Below are 26154 nucleotides of genomic sequence, written 5' to 3'. Positions count from 1 at the left end.
TCGAGTGCGGCGGCGCGCTGGCCGGGCAGCCGCCGTTCAGCCCGGCCCCTGACTCCGGCTTTCAAACCGAGGAACACCATTCCGAGACGCAAGAGGGAGACGGTGCGTCATGACGACTTCGGTGACGAACCGCCCGCCGGACACGGCCGGGCCGGTGGAGGAGGAGTGGCTGTCCTGTCCGGACTGCCGCTCGCTGCTCTACCGCAAGCGCCTCGAGCGCGGCGCCAAGGTCTGCTACGAGTGCGGCCGGTACTTCCGGCTGACCGCGGCCGAACGGCTCGACCTGCTGCTCGACCCCGGGTCGGCCGAGCTGGTCGAGCCCGCCGCGACCGTGCACGACCCGCTGGAGTTCACCGACCTGCAGCCCTACGAGCGCCGGCTGGCCAAGGCGCGGGAGAGCAGCGGGACGTCGGACGCGGTGCTCGTCGCCCGCGGGGCCATCCGCGGCGCGCCCGTGGTCGTCGCGGTGATGGACTTCGGGTTCCTGGGCGGCAGCCTCGGCACGGCCGCGGGCGAGGCGATCACGACGGCCGCCGAGACGGCGCTCGCCGACCGCGTCCCGCTGCTGGTCGTCACCGCGTCGGGCGGCGCCCGGATGCAGGAAGGCGTGCTCTCGCTGGTGCAGATGGCCAAGACCAGCAACGCGATGGCCGCGCTGGACGAGGCCGGGCTGCTGACCGTCACGCTCGTCACCGACCCGACGTTCGGCGGGGTCGCCGCGTCGTTCGCGACGCTCGCCGACGTGATCGTCGCGGAACCGGGCGCCCGCATGGGTTTCGCCGGCCCGCGCGTCATCGAGCAGACGATCCGGCAGCGGCTGCCGGAAGGCTTCCAGTCCTCGGAGTTCCTGCTGGAGCACGGACTCGTGGACGACGTCCGCGCCCGCGCCGAGCTGCCGTTCGTGCTGGCGGCGCTGTTCACCGCGACCCGGCCGGTCGACCCCGACTGGGGTGAGAGCGACACCGACCCGGTGATCCGGGACGTCGTCGCGCTGGAGCGCCGCGACATCCGCCAGACCGTCGAGCTCGCCCGGCACCCCGACCGGCCGACCACGCTCGACCACGCCGTCTCCTGGCTCGACGGGTTCGTCGAGCTGCACGGCGACCGCGCGGGCGAGGACTGCCCGGCCATCATCGGCGGCCTCGCCGCCATCGACGGGCTGCCGGTGATGCTGATCGGCCACCAGAAGGGCCACGCGACCGACGAACTGGTGCGCCGCAACTTCGGCATGCCCTCGCCCGCGGGCTACCGCAAGGCCGCCCGGCTGATGCGGCTGGCGGGCAAGCTCGGCGTGCCGGTGGTGACCCTGATCGACACCCCGGGCGCGCACCCCGGCCTCGACGCCGAACGCGCCGGGCAGGCCGGCGCGATCGCGGAGTGCCTGCGGGTGCTCGGCGGGCTGCGGGTGCCGGTGGTCAGCGTCGTCACCGGTGAAGGCGGCAGCGGCGGTGCGCTCGCGCTGGCCGTCGGCGATCAGGTGCTGCTGTGCGAAAACGCGACCTACTCGGTGATCAGCCCCGAAGGCTGCGCCGCGATCCTGTGGCGCGACCCGGCGGCGGCCGGTGTCGCCGCGGAGGCGTTGCGGGTGGACGCGAGGTCGTTGCTGGAACTGGGCGTCATCGACGGGGTGGTGCCCGAGCCACCCGGTGGGGCGCACCGCGACCCGGCGCGCGCGGGACTGCTCGTGCGCGACGCCGTCGTGTGCGCGTTGCGCGAGCTGCGCGGCCGGGACGGCGCCGGCCTGGCCGCGGCCCGGCGGGCCAAGTTCCGCCGGTTCGGGACCCTTGAAGCGGCGCGGGAACGGAGCTGAGCATGACCAGGACCTATCCCGAGATCACGACCGACGAGGACTCGGTGCTGCCGTCCTCGACGTTCGGCGGGCTGGACGCGGAGGACGCCATGGCGATCCTCGGCCGCAGCCTCGCCGACGCCGTCCGCGCGGCGCCGGAGCCGCCGAGCCGGGCCGTGGTGCGGTTCGGCTGCGCCAGCATCGAGGTCGAGTGGCCGGTGGGGGTGCGCGTCACCGACGGCGTCGCCGTCGTGGCCCGGCCCGAGGTGAGCGACCCGGCCGAGGACCTGGTGGCGGTGGCGGCCCCGGTGGTCGGCACCTTCTACCGGTGCCCCGAGCCGGGTGCGCGGCCGTTCGTCGAGGTCGGTGACGAGATCGAGGTCGGCACGCAGGTGGGCATCGTCGAGGCGATGAAGCTGATGAACCCGATCCTCGCCGAGGAGGCCGGCGTCGTCGCCGAGATCGTCGCGGGTGACGCCGAGTCCGTCGAGTACGGCCAGCCGCTGCTGCTGCTCCGGCCGCGAACCGAAGGGTGACGCCGTGACAGCGCAGACGTCACAGACGTCGCAGACCGAGCCGCCGTTCCGCAAGATCCTCGTCGCCAACCGCGGCGAGATCGCGCTGCGCGTCGTGCGGACCTGCCGCGAGATGGGGATCCGCACGGTCGTCGTGCACTCGACGGCCGACCGCGACTCGGCGGCCGTCCGGCTGGCCGACGAGGCGGTGCAGATCGGGCCCGGGGCGCCGCGCAAGAGCTACCTGTACCCGGCGATGATCATCGAGGCCGCGCTGCGCACCGGCGCGGAGGCGATCCACCCCGGGTACGGGTTCCTGTCGGAGGACCCGGACTTCGCCGAGATCTGCGACAAGAACGGCATCGTGTTCATCGGCCCGCACCCGGACGTCATGGCGCGCCTCGGCGACAAGGCGACCGCGCGCGAGCTGATGGCCGCGGCCGGCCTGCCGGTGGTCCCCGGGTCGGCCGAGGCCATCGGCTCGCCGGCCGAGCTGGTCGAGACGACCAAGCGCGTCGGCCTGCCGGTGATCATCAAGGCGTCCGCGGGCGGCGGTGGCCGCGGCATGGCGGTGGTCCGCGAGTGGGACGAGCTGCTCCCGACGTTCCGCACGACGCGGGCGACCGCGCGCGGCGTGTTCGGCGACGACCGCGTCTACCTGGAACGGTACTGGGAGAACGCGCGGCACATCGAGGTCCAGGTGCTGGCCGACAACCACGGCACGGTGCTGCACCTGGGCGAACGCGACTGCTCGGTGCAGCGGCGGCACCAGAAGCTGATCGAGGAGAGCCCGGCGCCGCTGCTCCCGCCGGCCTTGCGCGAGCGGCTCACGCAGGCGGCCGTCCGCGGCGCGGCGGCGGTCGGCTACACCGGCGCGGGGACGTTCGAGTTCCTGGTGGACGGCGACGAAGCGGCGTTCATCGAGGTGAACTGCCGGATCCAGGTGGAGCACCCGGTGACGGAGGCGGTCACCGGGATCGACCTGGTCCGCGAGCAGATCCGCGTCGCGGCGGGCCTGCCGCTGTCGGTGACGCAGGACGAGGTGCGCCCCAACGGCGTCGCGATCGAGTGCCGGGTGAACGCCGAGGACCCGCGGCGCGACTTCGCGCCGTGCCCGGGCCTGCTGACGGAGTTCGTCCCGCCGGGCGGCCAGTTCGTCCGGGTGGACACGCACGCGTACGCGGGCTGGCACGTCCCGCCGTACTACGACTCGTTGCTGGCCAAGGTGATCGTCTGGGCCCCGGACCGCGACCAGGCGATCGCCCGCATGCGGCGCGCGCTCGCCGAGTTCCGCATCGCGGGCCCGGGCATCAGCACGACGAGCGACCTGCTGCAGGAGGTACTGGCCGACCCGGTGTTCCGGGCCGGCCAGCACAGCACAGCGTTGCTCCGGAAGTGAGGCGGCGATGCGCACGACGGCACCGGACCCGGGCCGCATCGCGGACCTGGGCGGCCGCCTGGGAACGGCGCTGCGCGAGCGTTTCGACGCGGTGACCCGCGGCCTGGGCTTGACGTTCCGGGAGTACCAGTGCCTGGAAACGCTCCGCGGCGCCGACGGCCCGGTGACCGCGGGGCGCATCGCCCTGGAGACGCACCTTTCGACGGGCGCGGTGACGGGAATGCTGGACCGCCTCGAACGAGCGGGCCACCTCCACCGCCGGAAGGATCGCCTGGACCGCCGCCGCATCCTGGTGGAGTGCACGCCCGCGAGTGCGGCCAGGGTGGCGACGGCGCGGGCGGCGCTGTCCCGCCTGCCGGAGGCGGTGGTATCGAACTGCACGGTGACGGAACTGCTGGCGGTGGAGCGCTGCTTGACCCTCTGGCTGGCGGCCCTGCCGGACGAGCCGGCGTGAAACGCGACAATATCCGGACATCGCGGCCGGTCGACTTTTCCCGCGTGGGTAACGGAGTTCAATCGACGTGACCACCCGCGGCGGCCGAGGGACACGTCATGACGCTGGAGCAGCAAGAGTCCGCGGATCCGGACGCGGCGGCGTCGCCGCGGGTGTTCATCACCTACTCCCACGACGACGAGGCGCACAAGAACCTGGTCCGGGAGTTCGCCACGTTCTTGCGCGACGAGGCGGGCGTCGACGTCCACCTCGACCAGTGGGCCGACGACGGCCGCCGGGACTGGTCGCTCTGGGCGATCGAGCAGCTCACCGAGGCCGACTTCGTGCTCGTGATCGCGTCACCCGACTACAAACGGCGCGCGGAAGGCGCGGAAGTGCCGGAGCAGGGTCGGGGCGCGCAGTTCGAAGCCGCGATGATCCGGGACAACATCACCAAGGATCTGCCGAGCGCCACCCGGCGCTTCCTGCCCGTCGTGTTGCCCGGCCGGTCCGTCGACGAGATCCCGGTGTTCCTCAACGCGCACTCCACCACCCGGTACGAGATCCCCGAGTTCACCGTGGCGGGTGTCGCGGACCTGCTGATCGCGTTCACCGGGGTGCCCCGCTTCGAGCTGCCCCGGCTCGGCACCTTCATTGGCGCGCAACGGGGCGGCATGCTGCTCACCTCCGCACTGAACCCCGTCCGGCGTGGTCTTGACGTGCGAGTGGGCGACGTCGAGATCGACGGAATGCGCCACACCGGCAGCATCGCCTACCGGCCGTCGGTGTTCGCGCTCCAGCTCGAGGGCGTCGTCGAATACAACCTGGGCAAGCGGTTCACCCGGTTCGAAGCGGTCGCCGGGGTGCTCGACGACGCCGACGACGCCGACCAGACCGGCTGCTTCCAGGTGATCCTCGACGGGGTGCCGCAGGATCAGGTCTCGGTCCGGATGGGACACCCGGTGTGGCTCCGGAACGACCTCACCGGGGTGCTCCGGCTCAAGCTCGTGGCGTACCGGCCCAAGACCACCGTCGGCCCGCTGATCACCGCTGCGCTGGTGGTGACGGGTCGGCGGACCAAGCTTCCCGCTCTCGCCTGGGGCAGCCCGACGCTCTTCGCGTGACACCGGCGATCAGTGATCGACCGGTTCGGGCGTGGCCACCGTTCTCGTCGAGGTGGGCACCGGGCCGGAGTCCGGCGCGGTGGCCGGCGACGCGGTGCCCGCGAGCGCCAGCCCGGCGACCATGGCGAGGGCGACGAGCCACAGGGCGACCCGCACCAGCGACGAAAACGAACAGAGAACCATCATGGCGGACTCCTCGAATTGCCCGGACCAGCCGGATTTTCGATGATTTCGACGTGGACGCGAAATCGGGACTGCCTTGATGGTGCGCGCTCGAATCCGGTGCCGACAAGGCGTTTCCTGTTGCCGGTAAAGGGTTTCCGGATGGTCGGTCGAGAGGTGTGCGGAGGGCCGGCCGCCGGACCGACGTCGGCGGCCGCCTCGGTGCGCGGTACTCAGTGCGTGGTCATGACGGCTTCCTCGCTACGGATTGCGGCTACCTGCACCCGTTAATCGGCGGTCACGCCGGCTTCGCTACCCGTGGCGCGGCGAGGCTGGGAAGTGTCGTGTTTTTGACCCCTTTTCCGGCGGTGAGAACCACACTATCGAGTGCCGAGGTGGTTACTGAACGCGACATAATCGGGACAATGCTCGCGGTGTGGCAACGCATTCGGCCGAGCCGGCGACAGGGCACCAGGAATGCGGCATTCGTTTCCCGGTCAGCACCGGACGCATTCGGAGGACAAAGTGCCGGATCCCCACCTCGCCTCGGCGTGAGAGGGCGATCCCCGGAAAGGAGAAAACATGAGTGCGGAACCGCAGACCCCTGCCGGCCCGGTGCCGGGCCCGACCACCGCAGTCCGTCCCTACAGCGAGGCGAAGCGGGCGGGCTACGGCCTGCTGTGGACGGCCTGGACCCTCGTGCTGACGATCGGTGGCTTCGTCCTGCTGTCGAACGCGTCGGTCTTCCCCGGCCTCATCGGGCTCGCCCTGGGTGCGCTGAGCGCCTCCTACGCGTGGCGGATCTGGACCTGGCAGGCGAAACGGCTCATCTTCTTCATCATCTTCTGATCAGCGGGTGTCGACGGCGGCCAGCCGCCGGTGGCTCTCGGCCTCACCGAGCACCGAAGGATCGAGGGTCACCCGGTACGCGGCGGCCTCCGCCCACCAGCGAGCCGCCGCTCGCCGGTTCCCGCGGGCGGCCGCCGCGTTGCCCAGCCCGGTGAGCGCCCGCGCCCGCTCGTATTCGCTGCCCGCGTCGTCGGCCAGCTCGGCCGCGTCGGTGTAGCAGCGCTCGGCGTCCTCCCAGTGGCTGTCGCGGAACCGGACCCACGCCTCGCAGTTGGCCGACATCGCGCGGTCGATCGGCAGCTGGGCGAGCTCACGCGCTTCCCGCGCCGCGGTGAGCGCCTCCGGGATCCGGTCCAACGCGGCCGCCGCCAAGGCGATCCCGCGAAGCGCGATGACGACGTTGCGGGTGCGCCCGGTGCGGCGGTAGACGGCCAGCACCGTCGTCAGGTCGGTCAGCGTCGTCTCGGCTTCACCGTGGTAGAGCCGGGCCCACGCCAGGCTGGAGAGCGCGTCGATCGCTCCCCGGTCGTCGCCGGCCAGCGCGAACTGCTCCTGCGCCTGCCGGTGGCATCGGATGGCTTCGTCGACGCGGCCCGATTCGACGTGGGCCATGCCCAGGTTGTTGAGGATCATCCCGGTCGCGCTCGGGTCGCCGGCTGTCCGCGCGGCTTCGAGCGCGCGGCGGTGGGTCCGGATCCACGGCTCGAACAGCTTCTCGCGGAAGAAGTACGCGCGGAGCACGAACGCCAGCTGCCAACAGCGGTCGTACAACCGGTGCCGGGCAGCGGAATCGACGATCTCGACCAGCGTCGGCCACTGCGCGCCCAGCCACGCGAACGCGGAGTCCGCGTCGGTGAACGGCACCGAGGACGGCGGCGTCAACCCGGTGGGCGGCCGGAACCGGTGGGGCTCCACCAGTTCGTCGGCGGCGATCGTGGTCGCCACGGCGTGTTCGGTCAACCGGGCGGCCGCGACCTCTTGGTCCGCGGCCCCGACCTCGGGCAGCGCGTGCTCCAACGCGAACATCCGCATCAGGTCGTGGACTTCGACGCACCCCCGTTCGTCGCGGACGACCAGGTGGGCGTCGTGCAGCCGGTCGACCAGCCGGTCCGTTTCGGCGGGGCCGAGGCCGGCCAAGGCTTCCACCGACGCCGCTTCCGCCGCGGTCGGCGGGTGGAGGGTGAGCAGGCCGAGCAGCCGCCGCTGGTCGGGCGGCAAGGACGCGTAGGACACGGCGAAGACCGTGGCGACGCTCCGCTCGCCGTCGTCCAGCGCCCCGAGCCGGGTGTTCTCGTCGGCGAGCCGGTCCCGCAGCCGCGCCGCCGTCCAGCCGCCGGCGACGAACCGGGCGGCCGCGATCCGGATCGCCAGCGGGAGCCGGCCGCAGTGCCGGACGATCTCGGTGGCCAGGTCCTCATCGGCCGGCGCGCGGCCGCCGGCGATGGACCGGAACAGGCGGACCGCGTCGTCGAGCGGCAGGACGTCCACCGGGAAGTGCCAGGCGTCGTCGAGCGCGGGGAGCCGGCCCCGGCTGGTGACGAGGATGCGGGACGCCGTGTCGCCCGAGACGATCGGCCGGATCTGCTCCGCCGAGCGCACGTTGTCGAGCACGAGGATCATCCGGCGCCCGCGCAGCTGGTCGCGGACCAGATTGGCCAAGCCGTCGTCGTCGGCGGGCGCCTGCTCGGCCGAGACGTCCAGCAGCCGCAGCAGCCGGCGCAGGGCCTCGGCGGGGGAAAGCTCGGTCGCACCGGGGGTGAACCCCCGGAGGTCGAAGAAGAGGCAGCCGTCCGGGAACGCGGGCGCGGCCCGCCGCGCGGCGGTGACGGCCAGCGCCGTCTTCCCGGCCCCGGCCATTCCGTGCACGACGCCGACCCGGGCGCCGTCCGCGGTCCCGAGCAGCGCGGAAAGCGCGTCGAGCTCGCTTTCCCGGCCGACGAAGTAACGGCCGCCGTCCGGCAGGCCGACAATCCCGCCGGCGTTCCGGCGGGCGGGCAGCGCCGGTTCGGTGACCAGCGCGAGCAGTTCCCCGTCGGCGCCGAGCGCGCGATCGCAGGCCTTGGCCAGCTCCCGGTTCACCCGGGACTTGCCGTTCTCCACCTTGCTGAGGTAGCCCTTGGTGAAATGTACCGCGGCCGCCAGGCCGGTCAGTGACATACCGACCGATATCCGCCGTCGTCGCAATTCCTCTCCAAAGTCCTTCATTCCGCAATCATCCTGTGCTCGGCCGTATCTGGGAAGGTCGGCCGGCGGCCCGGGCCCGCCGGCTTCCGACCTGGTCAGCCCAGCAGTGAAACGAGCTGGCTGAGCACGATGATGAGGTGCGTGTGCATCGCATTCACCCTTTCCGGAGTCCGCTCGCCGCCGTTGCCGGGCCGCGAGTTCCCTGTGTCGTCGAAGGATTTCGACGACACAAGCCTCACTCGCGGATTTCGCTTTCGGCAGGCGTTTCGCGTTGCCTCCGGGCCGGGAAACGTCACGCGCCGGGCCGGCCTGCATCGTTTCCCGAGATTGGGAAACACCGAGGAAACGGGTGACGACGTCGTGGTCGTCAAGGAAGATGAGTAGACTCCCCGCAACGACCAAGACGGAGGTGCGGCTTGGCTCAGGAGGCGGCCGACGCGAAGATCAACGCGCTCTCAGCGGAGCTGCGAGCCCTTCGCAAAGGGCTGGGCGTCCAGGCGAAGACCCTGCCCGACGCAGTCGGCGAACGGCTGCGCGAGGTGTGCGGCGTCCGCGAGGACGACAACCCGGGGACGGTCCGCGGCAAGGTTGTCACCACGCTTCGCACGCTGATCGAGAAGCTGTCCGAGTCGCAGCGGGAAACCGCCCGGATCGTGCTGGGCTTCGGCACCGGCGCGAACGAGCGCTACACCGCGCGGCTCGAACTGCTGGGCAGCGGGGCCGACCGCAACGTGCGCACGATGCAACGCCGCGCCGACGACGTCATCTACCTCATCGCCGAAGCCGCGTACGAGTCGCCGCCCGCCTACGGGCGATCGCCGGTCCTCGGCCAGAAGGGGCCGTGGCACACCTCCACGCTGGCGGTGCAGCTGACCCTTTCGCCGTCCGGCGCCGAAGTCTTCGAGACCCGCCGGATCATCAGCCACGTCGCCGGCCTCGCCGAAATCGACCACGGTGTTTCCCTCGCCCGGCCCACCAGCACAACCGCTCGTCCCGACCTCTCCAAGCTCGGCATCGACGTCGTCGCGGGGGGTGAGGTGCATTCCGTGCGGATGGTCTCCGCCACCCGGGTGGCGTTCCGGCTGCGGCCCCCGCGGGTGCTCGACGCCGGCGACCAGCACGAGTTCTTCTTCCGCATCCGGCTGGAGGAACTGCCGGCGCCCTTCTACTGCTGCACCCCGGAATTCCCGTGCGAGCAGTTCGACCTCAATGTCCGGTTCGACCGGGAAGCCTTGCCGTCCCGGCTTTGGCGCATCGACGGTGACTTCTCGAAGGACGCGGAGGACCCGCTGCCGGCACGGAAGCCGCTCTTCCTCGACAGCGCGGGCGAGGTGCGCACGGGGTTCCACGGTCTCGAGCCCGCGAGGTCCTACGGCGTCGGCTGGCAGCCGGCGTCCTGACCCGGTGGTCCGGCGCCGGGCCGCTCTCGCGTCCGGGCAGGCCGGAGTGAGCCGGTTCCGCGGTGCACGCGTCATGCTCCTCCTCGCCCTGAACGCCTCCTCGTAACAATGCCGCACCGGCGTCCGGAACGGATCGCCGAAGACACGACAAAACCACGACAGTTCCGCATGACGTGTCCAAGGGCGTCCGATATCCCGTTGTGACAATGCGATGGCCGGTAACACGGCGGCCGTTTCCGGCGACTGGGTGGTATCTGTCGCCGATGACATTTTCGGCGGTGCACACGCATTGTCGATTGTTCGTCGTGTTCCGAGGAGGAAAAATGGGCGTGAGCCTGAGCAAGGGTGGCAATGTTTCACTGACCAAGGAGGCGCCGGGCCTCAGTGCCGTCACGGTCGGCCTCGGCTGGGACGAGCGGACGACCAGCGGCGAGAAGTTCGACCTGGACGCCAGCGCGATCGCACTCGGGACGGACGGCAACGCGTTGTCCGACAAGCACTTCGTCTTCTTCAACAACCTGACCACACCGGACGGTGCCGTGCGGCACACCGGCGACAACCTGACCGGCGGCGGCGACGGCGACGACGAGCAGATCACCGTCGACCTCGCGGGCCTGCCGGCCGAGATCGACAAGATCGTGTTCCCGGTTTCCATCTACGAGGCCGAGACCCGCGGACAGGCCTTCGGCCAGGTCCGGAACGCGTTCATCCGGGTCGTGAACCAGGCGGACGGCGCCGAGCTCGCGCGTTACGACCTTTCGGAAGACGCGTCCACCGAGACCGCGATGGTCTTCGGTGAGCTCTACCGCAACGGCGGTGACTGGAAGTTCCGCGCCGTCGGCCAGGGCTACACCTCTGGCCTGTCCGGAATCGCCAAGGACTACGGGATCAACGCCGTCTGAGGCGTCGGGGACCGCCGGGAGAAACGCACACGGATGTGGGTGTGAAATGGTACTGAAGACATTCGGCGGCTCGTTCGCGATCACGGTGGGCGGCCTGGCACTGGCGTTCCTCTACGGCGGAACGCTAGGTCTCGCCGTCGCCGCCGTGCTCGCCGTTCTCGAGATCTCGCTTTCGTTCGACAACGCGGTCGTGAACGCGAGCGTGCTCGGGCGGATGAACCAGAAGTGGCAGCGGCTGTTCCTGACGGTCGGCATCCTCGTGGCCGTCGTCGGGATGCGGCTGCTGTTCCCGGTCGTCGTGGTCTGCCTGACCGCGAAGCTGTCGCCGGCCGGTGCGTACCACCTCGCCATGGCCGGCGGCGACGTCCACACCCCCGGCACCTACGCCTTCGTCCTGCACGAGGCGCACCCGGCCATCGCCGCGTTCGGCGGTGTGTTCCTCCTGATGCTGTTCCTGAACTACATCTTCGAGGAGCGGGAGCTCACCTGGCTGTCGTGGCTGGAACGCCCGCTCGCCCGGATCGGCCGGCTGAAGCAGCTCTCGGTGGTCGTCGCGGCCGGCGCGCTCCTGCTGACCGCGGACTTCCTGGCGCCGTCGGGAAAGCCGGTGAGCGTGCTCGTCTCCGGCGCTCTCGGGCTGATCACCTACCTGCTGGTGAGCGGGCTGGGTGAGCTGTTCGAGCCGACCGAGGCCGAGGCCGAGGCACGGCCGCGCGGTGGCCCGGTGGCGCTGGCCGGCAAGGCCGCGTTCGCTCTGTTCCTCTACCTCGAGGTGATGGACGCGAGCTTCAGCTTCGACGGCGTCATCGGGGCGTTCGCCATCACGTCGGACCCGGTCGTCATCGCGATCGGCCTGGGTATCGGCGCCGCCTACATCCGCGCGCTGACGGTCTTCCTCGTCCGCAACGGCACGCTCAGCGAATACGCCTACCTCGAGCACGGCGCGCAGTGGGCGATCGGGGCGCTGGCCGTGCTGCTGCTGTGCACCATCCGGTACGAGGTGCCCGAGATCGTCACCGGTCTGATCGGCATCGGGTTCATCGGCACGGCGCTGTTGTCGTCGGTCGTCCGGAACCGCCGGCTGTCCCGCGGCACGCCGCCGGTGACCGACGTCGGAGCCGGCCCGGCCCGCCTGACCTCCGCCCACTGAGCGGACGCAATCCACCCACGAAAGGAACCGGAAGATGACTGTGACACTGAGCAAGGGCGAGCGTGTCTCGCTGACCAAAGCGGACGGCGGCACGCTGACGCAGGTCCGGATGGGCCTCGGCTGGGACGCCATGAAGAAGCGCGGCCTGTTCGGCAGCCGGTCGCAGACGATCGACCTCGACGCCTCCGCGCTGCTCTTCGACGTCGGTGGCCGGCTCGTCGACCAGGTCTGGTTCAAGCAGCTGACCAGCACCGACGGTGCGGTCCGGCACACCGGCGACAACGTCACCGGGGACGGTGACGGCGACGACGAGTCGATCCGCGTCGACCTCACCAAGGTCCCCGGTCAGGTCACCGCGATCGTCTTCACCGTCAACTCCTTCACCGGCCAGGACTTCTCGCAGATCGAGAACGCCTACTGCCGGCTCGTGGACGAGTCGGACGAAGGCGAGATCGCCCGGTACGACCTTTCCGGGTCCGGCCGGCACACCGCGCAGATCATGGCGAAGCTCACGCGCGACCGCAGCGGCTGGTCGATGACCGCCATCGGCGCGGCGGCCCTGGGCAAGACGTTCCGGGACCTGCTGCCCGCGGTGTCCCGGTACCTCTGACCCGATCGGCGACCCAGACCCAGGAGGTGTTCCGATGTCCGATCTCGAACTCGGCGGCCCGCCGCCGTCGTCGTCCCCGGCCGGGCCGTCCGGGAACGAGCTCTTCCTCGTGCCACCGGCCCCGGTCCAGGTCGTCGCCCAGCAGGAGGCCGCCGGTGCGGTGCCGCTGGCTCCCGGCAAGCAGGAAGAGCTGCAGCGGAAGGCCCGGCAGTTCGTCGCGGAGCTGGCGGAACTGGACGTCCATTCCCCGGCGTACACCCAGAAGATCACCGGCATCACCAGCATGGGCGACCGGGACATGCGGGCGGCGGCGGGCATGTCCAACCGGATGCTCGAACGCCCCGCCGCCGCCCTTCCCGGCCGGGGCCGGCACCACGACGACGCCCAGACCCGCGTGTCCACGACGCTCATCGACCTCCGCGCGACGATCACGGACCTCGACCCGAACCGCGCGGACCTCAAGGGTGTGCGCAAGCTGCTGAAGTTCCTGCCGGGCGGTGACCGGATCGAGCGTTACTTCGCCAAGTACCAGACCGCGCAGTCGCACCTGAACGCCATCATCCGGTCGCTGGACTCCGGGCAGGACGAGCTGCGCAAGGACAACGCGAGCATCGAGACCGAGAAAGCCAACCTCTGGGCCACGATGGGCAAGCTCACCGAGTACAACGAGCTCGCCGGCGCGCTCGACGCCGAGGTCGCGCGGAAGATCGGCGATCTCGAGGCGGTCGGACGGGTGCAGGAGGCGGACACGCTGAAGACCGACGCGTTGTTCGGGATCCGGCAGCGGCGGCAGGACATCCTGACCCAGATGGCGGTCTCGGTGCAGGGGTACATGGCCCTCGACCTGGTCCGCCGCAACAACATCGAACTGATCAAGGGCGTCGACCGCGCGCAGACGACGACCATCTCCGCGTTGCGGACCGCGGTCGTCGTCTCGCAGGCGCTGGCCCGGCAGAAGCTCGTGCTCCAGCAGGTCACGGCGCTCAACACGACGACGTCGGACCTGATCGAAGCGACGTCGCGGCAGCTCCAGCAGCAAGGCGCGGAGATCAACCAGCAGGCGGCTTCGTCGACGATCGACATCTCGAAGCTGCAGTCCGCGTTCGACAACATCTTCGCGACCATGGACGCCCTGGACACCTTCCGGGCCCAGGCCGCGGATTCGATGCTGGAGACGGTCGCGGCCCTCGAGGGGCAGATCGACCGCGCGAAGCCCTACCTCGAACGCACCCGCCGGCACGAAGGCGCGGGCTGAGCCGATGGCCTGGCGACGCAGAGAGCTGCTGCCCCTGACCGAGGGCCGGCCAGAACTCGGCCCGGAGGCGTTGCGGGCCGAGCTGGCGGCGCTGGTCCGGTACGTGAACGCCCGGTCGGGGCAGCTGCCGCCGGCGGCCGTGGTGACCGCGCGGGAGATCACCGACGTGCTGGCCGAGCTGGCCGGGCCGCTCGACAGCTACACCTCCGTCGCGGTCACCGGCTTGCTGACCGACCACGTGCCGACGACCCTGAAGACGTTCCTCACCGTGGGGGACACCGGACCCGGCCCCGCCGCGTCGCTGCTCGACCAGCTCGAGTCGCTGCTCGACGAGGTGGTTTCGCTCCGGGAAGCCGAACGCGCCAAAGCGGCGGACGCCATGCGCACGCAGGAGAAGTTCCTCCGCACCAAGTTCTCGAACTCCGATCTGGACCTGTGATGGCCTCTCTCAGACGCGGCTCGAACGTCGAGCTCACCCGGGAAATCCCGGACCTGCCGGGCGTCGTCCTCGGTGTCCGGTGCGACGCGGGCCCGGAACGGGCGCTCGCCGACAGCGTTGTGCTGGCGGCGATCCTGTGCGATCGCGGGAGCCGGGCGCTGTCCGGCGAGCACTTCGTCTTCTTCAACCAGCTCACCGAGCCCAGCGGCTCGGTCGGCATGGCGGCGGAGGTCACCGGGGACGACCTCGAGCAGGTCGAAGTCGTGTTCGCCGAGGTGCCCGCGGAGGTCTCGCGGATCGTCGTCGTGCTGTACGTCAACGAGGGCAACGGCTTGCGCCGTGCACTCGGCCGGCTCCGGGAGCTGACCGTGCGGGCCCTGGACCCGCGCGGCGAGCGGGAGCTGGTCCGCTCGGAGAACCTCGCGACCACGCTCGACGGCGAGACGGCGCTGGCCCTCGGCGAGGTCTACCGGCACAACGGCGGCTGGAAGTTCAAGGTGCTGGGCGAGGGCTACCGGGCCGGCATCGCCGGCTTGGCCCAGGACTACGGGGTCACGCGATGACCCCCGACTTCGGGACGCCTGCCCGCTCGGTGCCCCGCGTCGACGTCGGGTTCCTCCGGCGCCGGCGCCGGACCACACCCGCGGTTGAGCCGCCCCCGGTTCCCTCCGGCAGGTTGCTGGACCTGTCCGGCGAGCCCGCTCCGGCGTCGTCCGGGCTGTCGCCGGACTTGCCGGCCGGGCCGGCGGTTTCTCCCGGTGCCTCGCTGGATCTGTCCGAGCCGTCGGCTTCTTCCGGCGCGTCGCCGGAGCTTTCCGGCCGGCCCGCGACGGCCCCGTCCGCCCGGCGCCCAGCGCCCTCGCGACGGACCGGTCCGCTGGTCGTCCGGGCCCGCCCCGGCACCCGGATGCTGCTCGGGCCGAAGGTGCCGGCCGTGACCCTGGACCGCCTGCAGAGCGGGATCGGCCTGCTGACCGTCGAAGCGGTTCCCGCGGGCGGTGTCGAACTCGCCTGCGCCTACGACCTGGCCGACGGCCGGTCCGCGCTCATCGGGCCCGGGACCGCGGCTCCACCGGCGTCCCGGACGCCGTTCCTGGCGGTCCGGCGCCGGTCGGTGGCCGTGGACCTGCGGCAAGTGCGGCTGCTCACCCGGCTGGTCGTGCTCGCGGTCTTCCCCGCGGCCACCCCGGCCGAGCCGGGCGCGCTCGTGGTGACGACCTGGGACGGCTGCCGGTTCGAACTGCCACTCGAACGACCGGGACGCGTGAGCGTGCCCCTGTCGATCTGCAACGTCGGCGGGGAGCTGGTCCTGCGCGCGGAGGCCGCCGAGGCGTTCTCGTTGCCGCGGGCCGCCTGCGAGGCGTTCGGCTTCCCGCGGATCAGCAGGCTGGACGACCTCGGCGGGTGCCCGTGACACAGCCCTACGACGTCTTCCTCAGCTTCACCTGGTCGGACATCACCGAGGTGCTCCGGCTCGAGCGCGCGCTGAAGGCCGCCGGACTGCGGGTCTTCCGGGACAGCGAAGAGATCCGGCCGTTCGACGGCATCACCGAGGGGCTCGACGCGGCCTTGGCGACGTCGAAAGTGCTGCTCGCCTTCTACTCACGCCGGTTCCCGACCAGGTACGCGTGCCAGTGGGAGCTGACGTCGGCGTTCATCGCGGCCCAGGCACTGGGGGATCCCCGGCTGCGCGTGCTCGTGGTCAACCCGGAGCACGACGGCGACCACATCGCTCCGGTGGAGCTGCAGGACGCCGCGTACGTCAGTGCACCCCACGACGACCGGGAGCGGACTCGGATCGCCGAGCGGGTCGCCGAGGTGGTCCATGCGGCCGGGACCCCGCTGGGTGCGGCACGCAGCACGGCGCCGCTGTTGCCGCGGCTGCTCCGGCCACGCCGGTTCGTCGGCCGGTACCGGCAGCTCTGGGCGATCCACACCGCCCTGCACACGCGCGAGCTGCCGCCGGCCATGCCCCGTACGTCGACGGCGCTCGCCGTCGTCCGCGGGTTCGCCGGGCTCGGGAAGACCAGCTTGGCCGAGCAGTACGCGTTCCTCTTCCGCGACGCCTTCCCCGGTGGCGTGCGGTGGCTCAGCCTGTTCGGCCACGACGACCCGGCGGGCGCGCTCGGGCAGTTCGACGCGCAGGTCCGCGGGATCGCCACCGAATTGGGTGCCGACGTCACCGACTTGCCGCCGGACCAGGTCCGCGCCCTGGTCGCCCGGCGCGTCGTAGCCGAGCAGCTGTGGATCCTCGACGACGTCCCGTCCGGGCTCTCGCGCGAGGAGCTCGACGACCTCGTCATGCCGACGTCGCTCATCCGGACCGTCGTCACCACGAGAACCGGCAATCCCGCGTGGCCGGCGCCCACCGTCGACCTCGGTGGCCTGTCCGAGGACGAAGGTTCGGTGCTGTACACGGAGATCGTCGGCTCGGCGGACCCCGGTGAGCTCGCGGCCGTGCGCCGGCTCGTCGAGCGGTGTGGCGGCCATCCGACGGTGCTGGTGAGCGTCCTCAACTCCTTTCGCGCCCGCCGCGGTGCGGCCGACGTGACCGAGATCGATCTGCTCGCCCGAGCCAAGCACGACGTCGTCGACGTGCTGCGGGACGAGGTCGGCCGGTGCACCGAGACCGCGCAACGGGTCCTGCGGGTCGCGGCGGCCCTGTCGGCGGCGCCGGTTTCGTCCGCACTGGTGCAGCGGGTGCTGGACGGCGAGAACGTCGCCGCCGCGGTCGAGCAGCTGACCGACCGGGGGTTGCTGACCCACCTCGGGACCGACTGGGACGTGCACGCGCTGGTCCGCGAAACCGTCCGGCTCGACGACGACCTCACCCGCCGCGCCGCGTCCGCCGTGCTCGGGCTGTCCCCGGAGACCCGTTACGTCCACCAGCACGCGGCGGCCCTCGCGGAGCACAGGTGCGTGCCACCCGGCGACCGGTCTCGGCTGCTGAGGGCCGGGCTGGACTGGTTCCGGCAGCAGGGTGACGTCGTCGCGGCGCGGGCCGCGGCGGACCGGATCCTGACTCGGGCGGGGACGTTGGCGGCCGACCGGATCGCCGCGGCCGCCGTACTCGTCGAGGCGGGGGACTTCGCCAGGGCCGCCGAAGTCTGTGAGTCGTTGGTCAACGCCGCGGGCCACGACGGTTTCCGCGCGCGGCTGACGGCAGCTCGCGCCTTGGACCAGCTGGGCCAGTACGCGAAGGCCGGTCCGCTGTGGCCGGCCGAAATCCCGGATGACCTGCCGGCGAAGGAAAGCGGCGAAGCCCGGGTGTTCCTCGCCGTCGCCATGCGCCTGCGCGGACGGTTCCGCGAGGCCCTCGAACTGCTCGAGCCGGCTGATTCCGATGCGCGGGCGCGGCTCGAACTGGCCAGGCTGCGGATCATCACCGGCGACATCAAGCAGGCGCGGGTGATCGCCGAGGCGATCATCCGCGAGCACGACACGCCGGACCACGAACGGCACCCACTGCGGCTGGAGGCGATCGGCGTCCACGCCGAAGCCGAAATGACACTGGAGCTCACCGAGCTCAAGGTGCACGACGAAGATTGGGACGCCCTCGAATCGCACCTGCGAGCCGCGCGCGAAAGCCTCGCCGGACTGCTGGGCGCCGACAGCCCGCTGACTCTGGCCGCCGGTGTCCGGTGCGCCCGGACGTCCGTCACCCGCGGTCGCCCGAAACGGGCGCTGCGGGAGTTCGCGGCCCTCGAGCCGGCCGTCCGGAAAGTGTTCCGCGAGCACCACCCGCTGTACCACTGGTTGCGGTACTCGACCGGGCAGGCGCACGCGCAGCTCAAGCAGTACGCCGAAGTCGTCGAAATCCTGCGACCGCTGCTGGAAAAGCAGCGGGAATCGATCGGGCCGCACCACCCCGACACCATGATGACCCAGCTCGACCTCGGGATCGCGCTCGTGCTGACCGGGCACAAGGCCGAGGCGGTCCCGCTCGTCGTCGAGGCCGAGCAAGGGATCAGCGAATCCCTCGGCCTGCGTTCCGACCTTCGGACGCGTGCCTGGGTCACCCGCGCGCTGATGAACCTGCCGCAGTTCCTCTGGCAGGCCTTTCCCTACCTCGACGACCTCTTCGGGAAGAAGAAACCCGAGCAGGACTGATCCTGTCGTGCTTTTGTCGTCTTTCTTCGGGGAATATCACGCTTCACACCGGCGGTGCCGTAATGCGTAACAAAAGGTGGCGCCGGATTGATTTCCCTGGGCGTCGGTAATCGAAATGCAGCGCGGAGGTCTTCGCATGGAAAAGCCGTTGGGGAGCCGGTACCGGCTGGGGGACCAGCTGGGCACGGGTGCGATGGGGCGGGTCTTCGCCGGTTCCGACGAGCAGGGAAAGACCTACGCCTTCAAGGTGCTGCGGGACGAACTCGTCGAGGACCCCGAGCTGGTCGCGCGGTTCCTGCAGGAACGGTCCATCCTGACCGGCCTGCGGCACCCGAACCTGGTCGGGGTGCACGACCTCGTCGTCGAAGGCGAGACGGTGGCGATCGTGATGGACCTGATCGGCGGCGGGGACCTGCGGGCCCGCCTGTCCGCCGAGAAGACGTTGCTGCCGGCCGAAGTCGCCCGCATCGGCGCCGGCGTGGCGGCCGCGCTCGCGGCCGTGCACCAGGCCGGGGTGGTGCACCGCGACGTCAAGCCGGAGAACGTCCTGATGGACGGGACCGTGCCGCGCCTGACGGACTTCGGTATCTCCCGGCTGGCGACCGCCACCGACCTCGGCCGCCGCTCGCTGCTGGTCGGGACGCCGCAGTACCTCGCCCCGGAACTGGGCAAGGGCCTCGAAGCCACCCCGGCGTCGGACCTGTACTCACTCGGCATCCTGCTGTACGAACTGTGCTGCGGCGTCACGCCGTTCGCCGGGCAGTCGACGTTCGCCGTGATCCGGTTGCACGAGAGCGCGATGCCCGGCCGCCCGGCGGGCGTCCCCGACCAGCTGTGGGACGTGCTGTGCTGGCTGATGGCCAAGCGGCCGGCGGACCGGCCCGAATCGGCTCAGCAGGTCGCCACCATCCTCGACGCGCTGGTCCTGGAACTGATGAGCCAGCCGCTCGTGCTCCCGCTGACCACGCCGCCGAAACCCGTGCCGCTGAACGAAACGAGCCTCGGCACGGAGACCGTGTTCGGCACCCCCGCGCCGCCGCCTCCACCGCCGCGCCGGCCCGTCACGAGCCCGCCGCCGGGCCGGTCCACCGGAGTCGACGTGACCCCGCGCAGGCGGCGCCGCAAGGGCCGGGTCGTGCTGACCTTGTTCGTCGTCCTGGCGATGCTGCTCGGTGGCTGGTTCGTCTTCCGGCCCACGCAGAGCACCGGTGCGGCGCAGGCGCCGGCCGCGCCGACGACCTCCGCGGCGCCCACGCCGGTGCCCGCTGTCGACGCGCCATCAGCGACCACGACGGCGAAACCCAGCGTGATGCCCGAAGTAGTGGGCAAGAAGCTGGCGGACGCACAGGACACGTTGCCCGGCATCCAGGTGACCACGGTGGACAAGATCGACGCCACAGCTGCCGACGGCACAGTGATCGAGCAGGACCCGGTGGCCGGCGCGGCTATCGGCGGCGCGGTGACGCTCACGGTGGCCCATCAGGCGGAGGTGGTCTACCTCGACTCGGTGCGTCCGGCGAGCGGGGAGTGGCGGGACATCAAGAGCACCGACATCGCCGGCAAGAACTACTTGCACGCGGTCGGGGCCGGCGTGGACGCGAGCTCACGGACCGATCTCGTGGAGTACAACGTCTCCAAGGGATTCCGGAAATTCACCGCGACCGCGGGTATCGACGACAACGCGATCGACTCGTCCTTGAAGGTGCAGCTGGAGATCTTCGCCGACGGTCGCGAGATCTTCAACAAGCCGGTGTCCTTCGGCGCGCCGGTGCCGGTGGACCTCGATGTCAGCGGTGTGCTCCGGCTGCGGTTCCAGTGGGAGAGCGTCGGCGGAAACCAGCGCTTGTGCTGCGGTGGCAACTACATCGTGCTCGGCACCGCGGAGCTGCTCGGGCTGCCCGGTGAGGTGCCGACCTCCACGCCGACCACGACCGGCTGACCGGCGTGTGGATCGGCAACCGGGTCCGGATCACCATCGGCCGGGCGTCCGACAACGACATCGTGCTGGGTGATCTGCAGGTCTCCCGCCGGCACGCCCGGCTGGAACGCGTGGGCGGGGCGTGGCGGCTGACCGACCTCGGCAGCCGCAACCCGACGCTGGTCAACGGCCTCCCGGTCGCAGGCCGCGCGCCGCTGGCCGACGGTGACCGGATCACCGTCGGGGCAACGGATCTGCGCGTCGACGGGGACAACCTGGTCACGACGAACGGGGAGCGGACCCGGCTGGTCGCCGACGACGCCGGGTTCGCGGTCGGCGGCCGGTCCCTGCTGTCGGGGATCTCCCTCGACCTGCGGCCCGGGCAGCTGGTCGCCGTGGTCGGGCCGTCGGGCGCGGGAAAGTCGACGTTGCTGAAGGTCCTGTCCGGGGAGGTCGCGCCGACCAGTGGCTGGATCACCTACGACGGCTACGACATGCACCGCCAGCGCTCGGCGGTCGCCCGGCGCGTCGGGGTCGTGCCGCAGGACGACGTCGTCCACACGCGGCTGACCGCACGCAGTGCGTTGACCTACGCGGCGCGGCTGCGCCTGCCCGAGGACACCGGCGCGGCCGCGCGGCGGCAGCGGGTGGCGGAGACCCTGGCGGAGGTCGGGCTCACCGAGCACGCGCGAACGCCCATCCACCGGCTGTCGGGCGGGCAGCGCAAGCGCGTCTCGATCGCGCTCGAACTGCTGACCGCGCCGTCGCTGCTGATGCTCGACGAGCCGACCTCCGGCCTGGATCCCGCGCTGGACAAGCAGATCATGGGCCGGCTGCGCGAACTCGCCGACGCGGGCCGGACGGTCATCGTCGTCACGCACAACGTCACCAACCTGGAGGACTGCGACCTCGTGCTGCTGCTGGCGCCCGGTGGTGTCCCGGTGTTCAGCGGGCGGCCCGCGGAGCTGCGGGCGCGGTTCGGCACGGCCGACTGGGCGGAGATCTTCGACCGGGTGGTCTCGGGTGCGGCCCCACCGCACCAGCCGTCCCCGGTCGCTCCCGCGGCCGCGCCGGACACGGCCGCGGAACCGCCGCCGGTCAACGCCGGGCTGTGGCCCCAGGTCAGGACGCTGGTGTCCCGGCACCTGCGCCTCATCCTCGCGGATCGTGGCTACGCCCTGTTCCTGCTGCTCGTCCCGGTCGTCCTCGCGGTGCTCGCGCTGGCCGTGCCCGGGCACGAGGGGCTGCGGCGGTCCGTACCGGACCACCCGACGGAAGCCGCGCAGATGCTCGTGCTGGTGTTCGTCGGCGCGGCGTTCATGGGCGCGGCCGCGTCGGCGCGGGAAGCCGTCGCCGAACGCGCGATCTTCCTGCGGGAACGCGCGGTCGGGCTGCGGCCGGGGTCCTACGCGCTCGCGAAGGCGGGCGTCTTCGCACTCGTGTCCGCCGTCCAGTCGGTACTGCTCGTCGGGGTCGTGACGACGGTCAAGCCGGGTCCGGTGTCCGCGGTGCTGCTGCCCCGGCCGGTGGTCGAGCTCGTGGTCGCCGTCTGGCTGACCACGCTGGCGTCGTGCTTGTTCAGCCTGCTGGGGTCGGCGCTGGTGCGCTCGATCGAGCAGACGACGCCGGTGCTCGTCGTGACGGTGATGGCGCAACTGGTGCTGTGCGGCGGGATGATCCCGGTCACCGGCCGGCCGGTGCTGGCCGAGCTGTCGTGGCTGGCGCCGGCGCGGTGGGGGTACGCGGCCGGGGCGTCCACCGTGGACCTCAAGCTGACCGGACCGGCCGTGTCCCAGGACGACCTGTGGACCCACGACTGGCCGTGGTGGCTGGCCTCGGCGGGCGCGCTCCTGCTGACGGCGGCGGCGTGCACGGTGCTGGTCGCGGTCCGGACGGGCCGGCAGCGCCGGACCTGAGCCGTTCCCTCGCGGGTCCCGGCCGGTTCAACCCTGGGAGGGAGTGCTCGCGCCGGTCGCGCGTCGAAGATCGGGCTCATGACAACAACGCCTCCTCGCTGGGCCGTGGTCGCTGCGCATCTGGTGCCTTTGGTGACCTTGCCGTCCGGGTTGTGGCGGATCGCGTTGGTTGCCGGGGTGCCGCTCGGGCTTCGGGCCGGGGACGCCGATGTCGGCGGGGACGCGGTCTACATCGTCGGGCTCAGTGTCGTTTCCGAGGCGCTCGCGCTGCTGACCCTCGGGCTCGTGCGGCCGTGGGGTGAGCGAGTGCCGCGGTGGGTGCCGCTGCTGGGTGGGCGGCGCGTGGCGCCGTGGGCCGCGATCGGGCCGGCGGCGGCCGGGGCCGTCGCGCTCGCGGTGATCTGGGGCTTCGCCTTCCGGGACTTCCCGGACTTCGGGCTCGTCGCGTTCTCCCACCCGGCCGGGCACGTCCTGCTCGTGGCGTGTTACCTGCCGGTACTGCTGTGGGCGCCGCTGCTGGCCGCGGTGACGTGGAGCTACCACCGGCGGCGCTGCTGACCGGCTCGGGAGCGCCGTCCGTGCCATCATCGGGCATGGCCACCCTTCGCGAAGCCCGCGAGCCGGAGCTCAACAGCGGGATTCTGCCCGGGAACGTGCGCGCCGACGACTGGATCATGCTCATCCTGGCCGCCGGTTCGGTCGGGTTGCTGGGGTTCACGCTCCTCAGCCCGCCCGCCCGCGACGTCGGCCTGGTGCTCTTCTACATCGACTGCGGGATCTGCGCGATCTTCCTCGGCGAGTTCCTGTGGCGGTGGCGCAAACGCAAGTGGGCCAAGAAGTTCCTGGTGCGCAACTGGTACGAGCTGTTCGCCATGATCCCCGTCGCGCACCCGTTCATCGCCGGGCACAGGTTCATCGGCGTCGTGCTGCTGCTGATCCGGATCGGGCGGGCCGCGGACCGGGCCGTCGGGGAGCAGTTCACTTATCGGCTTGTCGACAAACTGTCCGAGCCGATCGTGAAGGCCATCAAGAAGCCGGTGACCATCGCCGTGCTCGACGAGGTCGTCAAGGTCCTCGAGACGGGCAACTACCCCGAGAACCTCGCGAAGTCGCTCGGCGCCAACAAGGACGAGCTGCGCACGATCATCGCCGAGAAGATCGCCGCCGACCCGCAGCTGGGCAAGCTCAAGCGGCTGCCGTTCCACGACGAGATCGTCCGCACGGTCGTCGACACGTCCTTCCGCGTGCTGCTGGAGGTCCTGCTCGACCCGCGGATCGACGACTTCTTCTCCACGGTCGTCCGCGACAACCGAGAGCAGATCCGCCAGGCCGTCCAGCTGGGCCTCAACGACCTGGACGCCGAAGACGACGAGCACTCACTCCCGACACGCACCCAGCGCGAAGCGGCCCACGAGTACGACACGCTCCACCCCAAGCGCTGACGACGAAGGCCGCCCCACCGGGGTCGGGTCCGGTGAGGCGGCCTTCATTGCGTTACCCGGTTTACGGGTAGCTCACCACGTTGACCGGCACCGTGCCCGTAGGCGTGACACCGCCCGTGTCGTTGATGACGTGCGTGATCGTGCCGCGGTAGTTGAGCGACACCGTCAGCAGGCTGTGGAACTTCACGCCGCTGTTGTTCGGCACCTCGAACGCGTGGTAGCTGGACACCGCCGGGTTCGTGTCGAAGAAGCAGTAACTCCCGAGACCCCAGGCCTCATGGGACGTCACCCCCGCCGCGACCTTGTACGCGGCGTACCCCGCCACACCCGATGGCGCGTTCCACGACGCCTGGTTCGGCACGTCGTAGGGCATCTCGTTCTGGAAGAAGATCGTCTTCCCGCCCTGGCCGTTCCAGATCACCTGGTACTTCTGGTAGTGCTCGACGAACAGGCCGGTCGCCAGCACGTTCGCGCCGTTGACCACCAAGCCCGTCTCGGCCGTGTTCGTGTTCCAGCCGACCGTGCCCGCGTTGCCGTGGTCGGCGCGCCAGGCCCAGATGTGGTCGATGATCGTGTTGGCGCTGTTGACGATCAGGCTGTTGGTCGCCTTGCCGGCGATCGCGCCGCCGATCCGGAAGAACACGTCCTGGACCGTCGTCGGGTTCGCCGCGTGGGACGCCGTCGAGCCGGACTGGCCGACCGTGAGCAGCGCCTGCGAGTTCGTCGTGCCGGCGTCGAACAGCAGGCCCTTGAGCCGCACGCCGTCCACATCGGACACCTGCATCGCGTTGACGCCGTTGTCCGGCACCAGCGTCGGGTAGCCGATGCCGAGGATCGTCGTGCCGGCCTTGGTCACGTTGAGCGTCTGGTTGAGGTGGTAGACGCCCGGCGTGAAGAACAGGTTGCAGCCCGCCGCGAGCGCGTTGTTGATCGACGAGGCCGTGTCGCCGGCCTTGACGACGTAGAACTGGCTCATCGGCGCCGACGTGCCCGGGGTGCTGCCGTTCGCCCAGCTCGGGCCGGACGCGTTGGTGCGCAGCGAAGGCAGGAACACGCGGTACTTGCCGGTGCCGTCGACGTAGAGGTACGGCACGTCGCGGGAGACCGGGGTGGTCGCCAGCGTCGTCTCCGGCGGGTTCGGGAACGTCGTCGCCGGCGCACCGCTCGTGCCGGAGAAGACCATGTTCCAGACGCCGCCGTTCCAGCTGCCGAGCTGCGAGTCGCGGGTGTACCACTGCTGCTGCGAGATCGACGCGGCCTGGCCGGCCACCTTCGTGTCGGCGATGTAGCCGCCGCTCGCGTAGCCGTAGCTCGCCGGGTACAGCTGCAGCCCACCGCGGACGTCCATCCGGCGGAACGGCGCGGCCTGCGCGACGGCCCAGCGTTCCTGGCCACCGGAGGGGTTGACCGCCATGTTCTCGGCCGAGCGCCAGAAGTTCTGCAGCGCCACGCCGTTGTCGGAGGCGTTGAACGCGTCCACGGTGACGTCGCCGTTGATCAGGACGTCGCCGGGGTTCTGGCCGAGGCCGGCCACCGAGGTGTAGAAGCCCACGTTGTCGTGCACGTTGTTGTACGTGCCGGGCTTGAACAGGTGGGCGACGCGCCGGTCCGCGAACTGCGCGGTGAGCGTGTCCTTCTGGTTGTTGAAGTCGGTGTCCAGCTGCGCCTGGATCGTCGCCGCGGACATGCTCGGGTCGAAGATCCGCACGTTGGACCCGAAGTTCGGGGTGTCCGACTGCGTCGGGCAGCCCGCCTGGGTGCCGATCGTGTAGGTCGCGCTCGACACCGCCGACGTCGTCGAACCGGACTTGAGCGCGATCGCGTTGACCGTCCGCGAGCCCGGGACGCTGATCGGCGCCGTGTACTGCGGCGACGACGCGGTGGGCGTCGAACCGTCCACTGTGTACCGGATGGTCGCGCCGGAGGTGGCGCTGCTGATCGTCACCGTCTGGCCCGCCGAGTACGTCCCGCCGGGCGGGCTGAACGTCGGCGCCGCGACGGTCGTCGTGCCGCCGCCACCCACGGTGAAGGTGAAGTGCGGGGTGTCGTACTGCGGCCCGCTCTTCTCGTAGGTGAACCAGTAGTCGAGCGTGTTTCCGCTGCTCAGACCGTTGACGGTGGAGTGCCACGTGCCGGAGGCGTTCGTCATCCGGACGTTCTGCTGCCCGGCGCCCGGCACGCCGGTGTAGTGGACGTCCACGTACACCGCGGGGGTCGTCGGGGTGAAGTTGAGCTGCAGCTGCGTCGAGCTGAGCTGCGTGACGCTCTGCGTGTAGTCGTCCGCGGCCAGTGCGGCCGGGGCGTTCAACCCGGCGCCGAGCAACAGGGTCGACGCCGTGAGGGCGAGCGTCGCGACGGCGCCACGCCGGCGTCGTCGAATCTTTTCCAAAGTCCGGGCCACGCCGTGACACCTCCGCCGTTGGGGATCCACGAGCATTTGTTGCGAGTCACAACAAAGTAGCTCCCGCTCAGCGGTGCTTCGATCACGAATCGATAACAGTTGTCTGGACCAATCATCCAGGTGGGTGAGGCGTTCTGTGATCGATGACCCGATTTG

The 26154-nt window shown here is 71.0% G+C and carries 23 protein-coding genes; 20 read left to right on the top strand and 3 right to left on the bottom strand.

What is annotated here, in order from left to right; all coding sequences use genetic code 11:
• Nucleotides 1–109 precede the first annotated feature (109 nt).
• The 5 genes from accA to OG439_RS34585 all read left to right on the top strand — a co-directional run bounded on the left by accA (nt 110) and on the right by OG439_RS34585 (nt 5260).
• The gene (accA, locus tag OG439_RS34605; RefSeq protein ID WP_326944842.1) at nt 110–1810 is read left to right on the top strand and encodes an acetyl-CoA carboxylase carboxyl transferase subunit alpha; all 1701 of its coding nucleotides are present in this window, start codon (nt 110–112) and stop codon (nt 1808–1810) included.
• Nucleotides 1811–1812: 2 nt separating this feature from the next.
• Nucleotides 1813–2325: an acetyl-CoA carboxylase biotin carboxyl carrier protein gene (locus OG439_RS34600; RefSeq protein WP_326944841.1), complete on the top strand. Its 513-nt coding sequence runs from the start codon at nt 1813–1815 to the stop codon at nt 2323–2325.
• Between the two features lie 4 nt (nt 2326–2329).
• Nucleotides 2330–3703, top strand: coding sequence for an acetyl-CoA carboxylase biotin carboxylase subunit (locus tag OG439_RS34595; protein ID WP_326944840.1), 1374 nt, complete (start codon nt 2330–2332; stop codon nt 3701–3703).
• Between the two features lie 7 nt (nt 3704–3710).
• Nucleotides 3711–4157 (top strand): MarR family winged helix-turn-helix transcriptional regulator, encoded by a 447-nt coding sequence (locus tag OG439_RS34590; RefSeq protein WP_326944839.1) that lies wholly within the window; start codon nt 3711–3713, stop codon nt 4155–4157.
• Nucleotides 4158–4255: 98 nt separating this feature from the next.
• On the top strand, nt 4256–5260 hold the full coding sequence (locus OG439_RS34585) for an SEFIR domain-containing protein (protein WP_326944838.1): 1005 nt from the start codon (nt 4256–4258) through the stop codon (nt 5258–5260).
• Nucleotides 5261–5269: 9 nt separating this feature from the next.
• On the opposite strand, the gene OG439_RS34580 is transcribed toward OG439_RS34585, so the two are convergent.
• Nucleotides 5270–5446 (bottom strand): hypothetical protein, encoded by a 177-nt coding sequence (locus OG439_RS34580; protein WP_326944837.1) that lies wholly within the window; start codon nt 5444–5446, stop codon nt 5270–5272.
• Between the two features lie 558 nt (nt 5447–6004).
• Here OG439_RS34580 and OG439_RS34575 point away from each other — a divergent pair.
• Complete coding sequence (locus OG439_RS34575) at nt 6005–6271, top strand: hypothetical protein (protein WP_326944836.1); 267 nt, start codon at nt 6005–6007, stop codon at nt 6269–6271.
• On the opposite strand, the gene OG439_RS34570 is transcribed toward OG439_RS34575, so the two are convergent.
• A complete protein-coding gene (locus tag OG439_RS34570) occupies nt 6272–8476 on the bottom strand; it encodes a helix-turn-helix domain-containing protein (protein ID WP_326944835.1) in 2205 nt (734 codons plus the stop codon).
• Nucleotides 8477–8596: 120 nt separating this feature from the next.
• Here OG439_RS34570 and OG439_RS34565 point away from each other — a divergent pair, with 120 nt between their 5' ends.
• From OG439_RS34565 to OG439_RS34500, 14 genes are all read left to right on the top strand, one after another.
• Entirely contained in the window at nt 8597–8839 is a 243-nt protein-coding gene (locus OG439_RS34565; RefSeq protein ID WP_326944834.1) for a hypothetical protein, read from the top strand.
• Nucleotides 8840–8871: 32 nt separating this feature from the next.
• A complete protein-coding gene (locus tag OG439_RS34560; protein WP_326944833.1) occupies nt 8872–9855 on the top strand; it encodes a hypothetical protein in 984 nt (327 codons plus the stop codon).
• A gap of 323 nt (nt 9856–10178) precedes the next feature.
• A complete protein-coding gene (locus OG439_RS34555; protein ID WP_326944832.1) occupies nt 10179–10757 on the top strand; it encodes a TerD family protein in 579 nt (192 codons plus the stop codon).
• 46 nt (nt 10758–10803) lie between these two features.
• A complete protein-coding gene (locus tag OG439_RS34550) occupies nt 10804–11907 on the top strand; it encodes a DUF475 domain-containing protein (RefSeq protein ID WP_326944831.1) in 1104 nt (367 codons plus the stop codon).
• Nucleotides 11908–11941: 34 nt separating this feature from the next.
• Nucleotides 11942–12517 (top strand): TerD family protein, encoded by a 576-nt coding sequence (locus tag OG439_RS34545; RefSeq protein WP_326944830.1) that lies wholly within the window; start codon nt 11942–11944, stop codon nt 12515–12517.
• Between the two features lie 34 nt (nt 12518–12551).
• Complete coding sequence (locus OG439_RS34540; protein WP_326944829.1) at nt 12552–13772, top strand: toxic anion resistance protein; 1221 nt, start codon at nt 12552–12554, stop codon at nt 13770–13772.
• A 4-nt stretch (nt 13773–13776) separates the two neighbouring features.
• Nucleotides 13777–14211, top strand: a complete 435-nt coding sequence (locus OG439_RS34535) for a hypothetical protein (protein WP_326944828.1) — start codon at nt 13777–13779, stop codon at nt 14209–14211.
• Nucleotides 14211–14774, top strand: a complete 564-nt coding sequence (locus tag OG439_RS34530; RefSeq protein WP_326944827.1) for a TerD family protein — start codon at nt 14211–14213, stop codon at nt 14772–14774. The genes OG439_RS34535 and OG439_RS34530 overlap by 1 nt, the downstream gene beginning before the upstream one ends.
• Nucleotides 14771–15625, top strand: a complete 855-nt coding sequence (locus tag OG439_RS34525) for a hypothetical protein (protein WP_326944826.1) — start codon at nt 14771–14773, stop codon at nt 15623–15625. The genes OG439_RS34530 and OG439_RS34525 overlap by 4 nt, the downstream gene beginning before the upstream one ends.
• On the top strand, nt 15616–18321 hold the full coding sequence (locus OG439_RS34520) for a tetratricopeptide repeat protein (RefSeq protein WP_326944825.1): 2706 nt from the start codon (nt 15616–15618) through the stop codon (nt 18319–18321). Before OG439_RS34525 ends, OG439_RS34520 begins: the two co-directional genes overlap by 10 nt.
• 136 nt (nt 18322–18457) lie before the next feature.
• Nucleotides 18458–20260 carry a protein kinase domain-containing protein gene (locus OG439_RS34515; protein WP_326944824.1) on the top strand — a complete coding sequence of 601 codons (1803 nt, stop codon included), beginning with the start codon at nt 18458–18460 and terminating at the stop codon, nt 20258–20260.
• Between the two features lie 5 nt (nt 20261–20265).
• Nucleotides 20266–22155: an ATP-binding cassette domain-containing protein gene (locus OG439_RS34510; RefSeq protein WP_326944823.1), complete on the top strand. Its 1890-nt coding sequence runs from the start codon at nt 20266–20268 to the stop codon at nt 22153–22155.
• Between the two features lie 132 nt (nt 22156–22287).
• Entirely contained in the window at nt 22288–22713 is a 426-nt protein-coding gene (locus OG439_RS34505) for a hypothetical protein (protein ID WP_326944822.1), read from the top strand.
• A gap of 35 nt (nt 22714–22748) precedes the next feature.
• A complete protein-coding gene (locus tag OG439_RS34500; RefSeq protein WP_326944821.1) occupies nt 22749–23597 on the top strand; it encodes an ion transporter in 849 nt (282 codons plus the stop codon).
• Nucleotides 23598–23658: 61 nt separating this feature from the next.
• Here the strand turns inward: OG439_RS34500 and OG439_RS34495 are convergent, their stop codons facing one another.
• A complete protein-coding gene (locus tag OG439_RS34495) occupies nt 23659–25998 on the bottom strand; it encodes a chitobiase/beta-hexosaminidase C-terminal domain-containing protein (RefSeq protein ID WP_326944820.1) in 2340 nt (779 codons plus the stop codon).
• Nucleotides 25999–26154: the final 156 nt, after the last annotated feature.

The organism is Amycolatopsis sp. NBC_01307 (assembly GCF_035975215.1).
GTDB lineage: Bacteria > Actinomycetota > Actinomycetes > Mycobacteriales > Pseudonocardiaceae > Amycolatopsis.
Note: the sequence above shows the minus strand (reverse complement) of the source record. Positions and strands in the feature narration are given on the sequence as shown.

What these genes read in the sequence shown, in the direction of transcription:
- OG439_RS34535 (WP_326944828.1), top strand. Translation starts at nt 13,777, where the DNA reads ATGGCCTGGCGACGCAGAGAGCTGCTGCCCCTGACCGAGGGCCGGCCA.
- OG439_RS34555 (WP_326944832.1), top strand. Translation starts at nt 10,179, where the DNA reads ATGGGCGTGAGCCTGAGCAAGGGTGGCAATGTTTCACTGACCAAGGAG.
- OG439_RS34570 (WP_326944835.1), bottom strand. Translation starts at nt 8,476, where the DNA reads ATGAAGGACTTTGGAGAGGAATTGCGACGACGGCGGATATCGGTCGGT.
- OG439_RS34545 (WP_326944830.1), top strand. Translation starts at nt 11,942, where the DNA reads ATGACTGTGACACTGAGCAAGGGCGAGCGTGTCTCGCTGACCAAAGCG.
- OG439_RS34590 (WP_326944839.1), top strand. Translation starts at nt 3,711, where the DNA reads ATGCGCACGACGGCACCGGACCCGGGCCGCATCGCGGACCTGGGCGGC.
- OG439_RS34530 (WP_326944827.1), top strand. Translation starts at nt 14,211, where the DNA reads ATGGCCTCTCTCAGACGCGGCTCGAACGTCGAGCTCACCCGGGAAATC.
- OG439_RS34600 (WP_326944841.1), top strand. Translation starts at nt 1,813, where the DNA reads ATGACCAGGACCTATCCCGAGATCACGACCGACGAGGACTCGGTGCTG.
- OG439_RS34540 (WP_326944829.1), top strand. Translation starts at nt 12,552, where the DNA reads ATGTCCGATCTCGAACTCGGCGGCCCGCCGCCGTCGTCGTCCCCGGCC.
- accA (WP_326944842.1), top strand. Translation starts at nt 110, where the DNA reads ATGACGACTTCGGTGACGAACCGCCCGCCGGACACGGCCGGGCCGGTG.
- OG439_RS34525 (WP_326944826.1), top strand. Translation starts at nt 14,771, where the DNA reads ATGACCCCCGACTTCGGGACGCCTGCCCGCTCGGTGCCCCGCGTCGAC.
- OG439_RS34580 (WP_326944837.1), bottom strand. Translation starts at nt 5,446, where the DNA reads ATGATGGTTCTCTGTTCGTTTTCGTCGCTGGTGCGGGTCGCCCTGTGG.
- OG439_RS34515 (WP_326944824.1), top strand. Translation starts at nt 18,458, where the DNA reads ATGGAAAAGCCGTTGGGGAGCCGGTACCGGCTGGGGGACCAGCTGGGC.
- OG439_RS34500 (WP_326944821.1), top strand. Translation starts at nt 22,749, where the DNA reads ATGGCCACCCTTCGCGAAGCCCGCGAGCCGGAGCTCAACAGCGGGATT.
- OG439_RS34585 (WP_326944838.1), top strand. Translation starts at nt 4,256, where the DNA reads ATGACGCTGGAGCAGCAAGAGTCCGCGGATCCGGACGCGGCGGCGTCG.
- OG439_RS34575 (WP_326944836.1), top strand. Translation starts at nt 6,005, where the DNA reads ATGAGTGCGGAACCGCAGACCCCTGCCGGCCCGGTGCCGGGCCCGACC.
- OG439_RS34550 (WP_326944831.1), top strand. Translation starts at nt 10,804, where the DNA reads ATGGTACTGAAGACATTCGGCGGCTCGTTCGCGATCACGGTGGGCGGC.